This is a genomic window from Oleiphilus sp. HI0080, from assembly GCF_001635135.1.
In genome coordinates this window covers 1-7818 of record NZ_LWFU01000542.1, presented here as the reverse complement: position 1 = coordinate 7818, position 7818 = coordinate 1, and the positions used below count along the sequence as shown (strand labels likewise).

Sequence of the window (7818 nt, the reverse complement as noted above, 5' to 3'; positions counted from 1 at the left end):
CAAACAAAGCGAGGCCCGCTCTGGAAAGCGTAGACAGCACGCAAAAGGCTGACATGCCAAACAGTAAGAACCACAACGGCGCATTAGCAGAGCGATCGTTCAACACTTTCGCAAGCGCCAGTGACCCTAGAATCGAAATGTATAAGGTGAGTGAGTTTTGGTGTGGGAACGGTCCCATCGTTTGGAACATCCCCAGTAAATACTTTTGTTTTACGACAGACGTGAAGATATAGAAAATGACGATGCCGACGGAGCTCATGAACATCTCAATGTGCTCTGAGGTTTGGATATATTGAAATGCGATCCAAAAGTAGAGAAGCATTCGCAGCATTTTGGTGATCTCAAACGCGGAGTAGATGTAGACGTCAGCGTGTACGATCGAGCTGACAGAGATCAGTAGATAAATGATGTAGAGGATGCTTCCTGGAGGAAACCAGCGAACACCATAAACCGGTGATCGTTTAACGGCTAGCAGCAAGATGATGTACATGGCAATATCTACCATGCCGAACTCGAACCCCTTCGAAGTCCCTCGGTAGGTCTCCATCGAGATAAAGTTAATATCGACCATCTCGCAGGTAAAGAAGACGAACAGAAAGAAGACAAGATTTTCGATCCACTTATAGCGCAGTGCTAGGAAATAGCCCACCGGTACTCCAATCAGGAGTACCGTAAAGAAGATGACATACTTGAGCTCGCTCATGATTGCTTACTTAACCCTTACACTGATCTCTCGATCAATATCAAAGGCGGTGACAGCGGCTTCTAAGGTCGGCACGATTTCAGATAAGATCGCATTCCACTGACCTAGAATACCTTTCGGCACATAGACAATGTCATTGGGTTCAAGTCGAAAGTCTCGGCTAGTACCTGTGAGAATTTCGTCTCGCGAAAGTTTATATAGGCGCGGATGCTGCAGGTTACCGCGAATCACGACAATCTCGTCAGCCGCGCTGTTTTTGACGCCTTCAGCATGCGCCAGTAAACGGCCTGCTGTCATGTTCGGCTTGAATCCAAAGTAACCTTGTTTATTCACTTCACCAATGACATACACTTCTTGGTTCATTGCCGACGGAATAAAAATATAGTCGCCGTTAATCAAAGGAATGTTCATCAGCGCATCGCCTTTGCGAAGGAGCGCGTCAAAGTCGATCGGGAGTATGTCGTCACCACGACGAACAAAGCTATGTTGTAGATCGGCCAGTTCGATGGTGTTGTTGTCGAATACACCAACTGAGAGGCCTTCCGCTTTTGCGATTGCGTCTGCGAGGCGAATAGAGCCGTCAAAGTAGTAAAAGCCTGGTTTCGTGACTTTGCCCATGATCGTAAAGCTCGAGCTACGCATTTCGTATGGGATAAGAGACACTTTAGGGTAGTGAATATACTTTTTTAGCGCCGCCTCGATCTCCGCCGTTGCGTTCGGAATAGACAGGTCTTTTACCTGAATCTCGCCAATCAGTTTGCAGGTAATGGTGCCATCCATCTTGACGATAATGCCTTTGGTATCAAGGTCGGACTCGTTATAGACATAGATATTAAACTTGTCTCCCGACGCGATTCGGTATTCGTTGTTCTCTAGCGTGTGGAGACTTTTTAAGAAGTTACGGTCTTGTTGAATCTGCTCTTCCGTGACCGTGAGACCCGTTTCTGAAATATCTAGTTGATCAGGGAACGTGTTATCCGATACGACGTCCTGATTGGCACAGCCGGAAATAGTCAACGTTAGGAACAAGAAAATACCTTGACTGCACAAGGCCTTAAGCAGATTTCTCTTTGTGTGTACGAGTGAAATAGAAGTAAAAAGCATCGTGATCACCTTAGTTAAAGTCCAGCTGACTACGGATATATTTTTTCGGTAACGCGTTGATAAGAAGGCCGATATTTCGAACCCCCCATGCATTCATCATGGCAACGGTTTGGTTCATCACTTTCTTTGGCGTGTTACGGCTCTTGGTGAGAACTAAATTAAATTCTGCGCACTGGGCAATGGTGCGAAATAGTTGCAGATGTCGATTCGCCGGGAATATGTCCCAAACAACCAAATCGTAGTGTTGGTAGCAGTGCTCTAGAAATAGTCCGATCTTTTCATCATTGAGAACATCGAGATAAATGTGCTTGTCGGTTTGAAAGTACGCCTTGTCGAGCCCTTCATAGACTTTGTTTGGTGAAACGGTATTCAAGCCTGATGAGCCATAAAGCGCGTTGTTGATGATGGCGTCTTGCGAAATATCTTCCAGGTACTCTTCAGATTCGATGTATAGAACACGCTTACCCTGCTTCACAAACAACGAAGCAATTTCGCCGGCAATGAAAGATTTACCCTCTCCATCGGACATGCTGGATATGGTGAGAAGTTTGGAATCTGCGCCTTTGATTTTTGCAGCGATCTCTGAGAACAGTAATTGGAACTGCGAGTAGAACAGCTGTTCAGGAACTTCGTCTTTATTTGGAAGCACCGCGGCGATAGAGGCGCCTTCGATGAATTGCAGATCGTGCGCAGTTTTGAGCGAGGTGTTCACAAACTCTTTCAGCAGGATGTACAACGTGATCACGCCTGCGATGAAGATGGCCAGCGCGATTGCAATGACCTTGCGGAAAGATCTTTTTGGAAATTCTGGTAATTGTGCTTCCTGAAGAATGTCGAAGTCACTGATATTAGATTCTAAGGCGAGATTGGCTTCTACAACTCTAGTATTGAGCTTGGATATCAAGTCTTCTTTGTCTTCGATATCTTGCATCAATCGGTAGTGCGTTTGAGCAAGCTGCGCCAAATGCGCGATCTGGGTTTTGATACTCGCAATGCTTTCTCGGTATGCGATAAGGTTGCCCTTTGTTGCAACCAGCTGTGACTCGAGCTCCATGTGGCGTATTGAGAGCTCCTCATGCAGCGGGTTAGGACCATATTCGACTTCATCAAATTTAGGATCTGAAGCAACGCGAGAGCGTTCCTCAATTTCCAGCACCGAGATTTGATGCAATAAATGCTGAACCTTGGGATTGTCTTCGGTATAGCGCTTGCGCAGTACCTCAAGCTCATTTCGCAGTGCCTTACTGCGATTGCCCTCATTGGTGCGCAAAAGCTCGGAAATGATGATTTTGTTGGACGTGCCAGCAAGCTGTGATTTGGTATGCGCAAACTGCGCAGACAAATCATTGCGCTTCACATCTTCATCGACATAGCGCAGTTCGAGTTGGGCAAGGTAGCTATACAGGTTTTCTTTTTGCGCTTCGAAGTCGAGCACGTTGTTCTGAGACCTAAACTCGCTTTCCTTTTGTTTTGCGGTACGAAGTTGTTCACGCGTGATATCGATTTTTCTTTGATAATACTGATGTATTTCTTCTGTCGCCGCATTTTGAATTCGGGTGTAGTTTTTTAGAAACATTTTGCCAATTGAGTCGGCAATCTCAGCGGCTACCGCTGGGTCATACCACGTCGCCTTGACTTCAATTACATCAGACTTGCCTGTCTTGTTGATTCGCACTTTGCGATGCAGCTCTTCGGGAGTGATGCCAAGCTCTAGTTGATCAATCACTTGCTGAAGGTTTTCGCGCAGCAAAATGGTTTCGAGAAGCGTGTTGATGTCTGTTTTTAAGTACAGATAAGGCATGTCTGTTTGAGAAGACATGTTCTTCGCGTGTCGGATGAGAAAGCTACTTGCTTCCCACTGGTCCGGAATGAGTACCTTGGTAAGTTTAAATGTACCTAAACATATTATGATGGCCGCTAGCGCTGGTATAAGCAGCTTGAACTGGATGCTTACCCAAAAGGTATGCAGATCGATTCCTGCTCCAGCTGCTTGTTGTGCGTTTTGCGTCATCATAATTATGTATTCGCATTCTGAAAAAAATTAACGGAATTAGCGACTTATATCGCTGTTTCGTTACTTATCAGCAGGAACAGTGCCAACACAGTATTGTTCTAACTCGTGTTGCATTGTTTTACGAATATCGGTAATTGAGTTGATGTTTTCCGGTATTGGACGATTGCTGATAATCGACGCATAAGAGTCTTTATCGTGCGGGTGATATCCATGCATGCCTGGAATGACTTTTAGCCCCATATAACTCGGATTGATCAAAATACCGGGGTTCATCAAAAAGAATAGCTCGCCAAACTTCGCTCCTTCATGTGGAACTCTCATTTGTTTAAGCTCGTCTTCAGACACGATCTTGCCTTCGTCTACTTGGCTCAGACATTCTTCCACTTTTGCGCGGGCGCTAGGGTTCGGGAACCAGAAACGAGCCATGGTGGAGTCATACATAGCAACATAGTCTTCGCCATAGGTGAGACCAAGACCGTTGATTTTCTTGATAAGATCGACGCTCCCTGAGACATCGGCCATTCCATGATCGGAAATGACATACAGCGACACCTCTTTGTAGTGCTGTTTGGCTGTCTCATAGACATCCAGAACCTGATCTTCAAGCCATCGAATCTTCTCGTTAACCTTGTCATGCTTGGTGCCATAGTTATGCATTAAGGCATCGAGCTTAGGTAGGTATACATAGGCCATTTTGATCTCGCCTTTGCTTATTTCCCGTTTGTTGGCTTCCACCACCGTTTCTTCGGATTCCCGCCAGTTGGAGCAGTAGTAAGGTACTTTGTTATTGGCGCACCAGTCGAAGATGGTATCTGTCTTCAGGATCCCACCAGGCACAAAGTAGTCGCGCTTTTCGAGGTAATCGAAGTGCGGCAGCTTATCAAAGGGCACGCTATACAGCTCGAAGTAGCCGGTGTATCCATAGGCTGCTTTGATGAACTTGCTCAACCAATGTCGAACGCGCCAGCGATCGAAGATGACGCCTGGAAGATACGATAGCGATTTGAACCATTTAAATGGTGAATTCTCCGGGTCGTAGTAAAATGCCGACCAATGGCCATGCTCGTCAGGAAAACGTCCGGTTAAAATAGAGGGGTCGGCCGCAGAAGAAAATCCAAAGGTGGTTTCCAGACGACGTGCATAGGGCATCAAGTCATTGAGAAAACCGTAGCGTTGATAGACCTCCCAGCCAAATGCATCTACAAATGTGTAGATTGCGATTTTGTCTGCTTTAACTTTATCGGATCGCGTTGTGGAATCGTGTTGTTCGTCTGATTTGCTGTAAAAGGCAAGATCGTTGTTGAGCACAGTACTGCTTTGATTGTATTGCATAGCTTTTCTCCAGAAATATGTTCTTGGACTTTCAGGCTCAGTGATTCGCGTATTTTACGAAGCCGTTAAGCGTGGTTTTTAGTGTTTGTTGATTCATTTTTCGGTTTAGGTGTGCAGCCAATTGCTCCCAACTAAATTGAGTGCAATGTGCCTTCGCGAGATCGATCTTTTGATTTGCTAAGTGCGCGCTTGACATCACGCCTGTTAACGCTTCAGCGATGCTCGATACAGAAGTGGGGTCGAAGGTAAATGCTGCGTCGCCAGCGATCTCACCAAGCGCAGAATTGTTAGAGCATAGCGTTGGCGTGCCACATGCCATGGCTTCAACCAGCGGAATACCAAAGCCTTCGTATAGAGACGGAAAGACCATCAGATCTGCTTGTCGATAGAGTACGGGCAAGTTTTCGACGGGAACATAGCCCAAGAATCGGATTTGATTGGCTTTTCGGGCATTTGCAGCATGTGCTTTTACTTGCTCTGCACCGTTCCAATCTCCGCCCGCAAAAACCAGCGATCGATCTTTTGTGAGTGCGTCGTCTAGAGCGTCAAAGGCGTCTATGAGGCGCACGTGATTTTTTCCAGGGTGCTCGATGCGCGACACGTAAATCAGGTAAGGGTTTTCCAGTTGATAATGCGCCAAGACGTTGAATTCTTCCGAGTCTTCAATCGCGTTGTAGCGAGCGTGATCGTAGCCGTTGTACTGCACTGACATCTTGTCTGACGGAATGTTCCAAAACCTTGTTAGATCTCGTTTTGTGTTGTGACTGATGGCAATGATGTGCGTTAGGTTTCTTGTGCAAATGGGGAGTAGGAATTTTACATACAAGGTTCGAAACAGGTCGTATTTTTGATCAACAGAAAACTGGCTCAGATCGTGGGCTATGCCAATGGTAGGCTTAGGGTACCAGAGCCCCATGCGTCGATTGATCGCAGGAAGAATAACCCAATCATAGCGTCGCTTGAACGCGAGCAAGGGAAGAAGAAATATGTGCCAAAGTATGCTCATTACCGGGTGTGCGAACAGGTTAGAAACCGGCACAATCTGAAGCCTGTTTTGTTCGACCGGAAACTCCGATATGTCTTTTTTTAACATAGCGATGCTGACTGTATTTTGAGCGCACAGCGCTGTCACCATTTGCCGGGTGTACTCAGCAATTCCAGATTTCCCGTTATCGTAGACCAGACCGCTGACCAGAACATGAGGGTGTTTGGATGTTGTGTTTTTGTTGATCGTCATAGAATGTTCCTCGCAGAATTTAACAAATGATATTTGCTGCTGATTGGCTTGCGTGGAACATTTCCACTTCCTCATAGAAACTCATCAGCTTTTGAGCGTAGTGATCCCAAGTAAAGTGCTTGTTCACGGTGTCGTGGCCATTGCGTATTAGCTTTTCCCGTAATTCTGGGTTGTTTTTGAGCTCAGTGAGCGCCTCAGCAAGACTTCGGGGGCTGAAGGGGTTGAACAGCAAGCCTGTTTCTTTTTCATTGACAAGGTGAGTCAGGCTGGAGATTTTGGATGCAACAACAGGTAATCCAGCAGCCCAACCCTCTAGCACTGGGAGGCATGACGGTTCGTGGATCGACGGGATGATTAGCGCGTCGGACTCTTGGTACGCTGCAATTAGCTCTTCAGAATCGCTGTTCAAATCACACACCAATGTCACGCTCTTCTGCAGGCCGTATTTTCTTACCTGTTGTTTGATTTCTTCAAAGTAGTTTGCGTTCGACAAGTGCCCCATTAAGATCAGGTGAAAATGATTGCTTCGGTTATGAGAAAGCGCATGCATCATCTCAATTAACAGAAGCTGATTTTTCTGGCTATCAATTCGACCAGAGCAGAGCAGCACGAAGGTGTCGTCTGAAATGCTGTATTTTGCGCGTAGACCCTTCGCGCTCTTTTTTGCATATTGCTCGATATCAACACCCGCTGGTAAGTAAGTGCTTGGCTTGAGCGGAAAAGCTTTACGCACAGCGGTGAGCTCCTCATAGCTAGGACAGATGATCCCAGATGCGTCAGCTAGAACGCGATGCGGCTTAAACACCTTGTCCAATAAAAAGCCATAGCGACTGAAGCCGGACGAGAGCTGCTCGAGATAGCTAAGCTCTGAATTCGGAATGCGAAATGCCCCGCCATGCAGAGACACGACGAATGGAATCTTACGCAGCTTCGCGACCAATCGAATGGTCGAAGCAAGTCTTGAATGCGTGTGGCAATGGAACAGCTTACAAGGTGTGCTCCAAGCCGCTCTCAATAGTCCTAAGGAGTATGGGTTTCCACCTTTGAGGTCTAACTGCTTGGATTTTTCTTGGCTTAACAATAGCTGAGGGTAAATGTAGTCAAATCGTTGGATACTGATTTGCTCAAGAAATTCAGGCCCTGGCTGAGAAAGTGCACTGGTCGCAATGATCGAGTTGGAAATACCTTCTCGCTTTAGCGATGTTGCTGTTCTCCAGGCCGTCTGCTCGCTCGCGCCCCAATGGTTTAAAGAGAAGCGACGTACAACATGAAGAATGTGGTTTTGACTAAGCTGTTTCATTGGACCTGTAAGCTCAAAAGTATGTGAATAGTCTTAGTTGAGCAATTAGGCGGCCAAGTCGTGCCAATAAATGTGAAATTTTATAAGCTATTGAATTATAAGTGATTTATGTGGGGCTCTCGAAGCGT

At 46.3% G+C, this 7818-nt stretch carries 6 protein-coding genes; all 6 read right to left on the bottom strand.

The genetic code is table 11. The features are described from left to right. Window positions 1-703, bottom strand: a 703-nt coding sequence (locus A3751_RS11805) for a hypothetical protein (RefSeq protein ID WP_197466299.1), incomplete at its 3' end; no start/stop codon positions are given. 6 nt (window positions 704-709) lie between these two features. After that, window positions 710-1807, bottom strand: a complete 1098-nt coding sequence (locus A3751_RS11800; protein ID WP_197466298.1) for a polysaccharide biosynthesis/export family protein — start codon at window positions 1805-1807, stop codon at window positions 710-712. A 10-nt stretch (window positions 1808-1817) separates the two neighbouring features. Then, window positions 1818-3821 (bottom strand): hypothetical protein, encoded by a 2004-nt coding sequence (locus A3751_RS11795; RefSeq protein WP_068456167.1) that lies wholly within the window; start codon window positions 3819-3821, stop codon window positions 1818-1820. 60 nt (window positions 3822-3881) lie between these two features. Next, a complete protein-coding gene (locus A3751_RS11790) occupies window positions 3882-5153 on the bottom strand; it encodes an alkaline phosphatase family protein (protein ID WP_082863211.1) in 1272 nt (423 codons plus the stop codon). Window positions 5154-5190: 37 nt separating this feature from the next. Then, entirely contained in the window at window positions 5191-6390 is a 1200-nt protein-coding gene (locus A3751_RS11785) for a glycosyltransferase family 1 protein (protein WP_068456165.1), read from the bottom strand. 19 nt (window positions 6391-6409) lie between these two features. After that, window positions 6410-7690: a glycosyltransferase family 4 protein gene (locus tag A3751_RS11780; RefSeq protein WP_068456162.1), complete on the bottom strand. Its 1281-nt coding sequence runs from the start codon at window positions 7688-7690 to the stop codon at window positions 6410-6412. Window positions 7691-7818 lie beyond the last annotated feature (128 nt).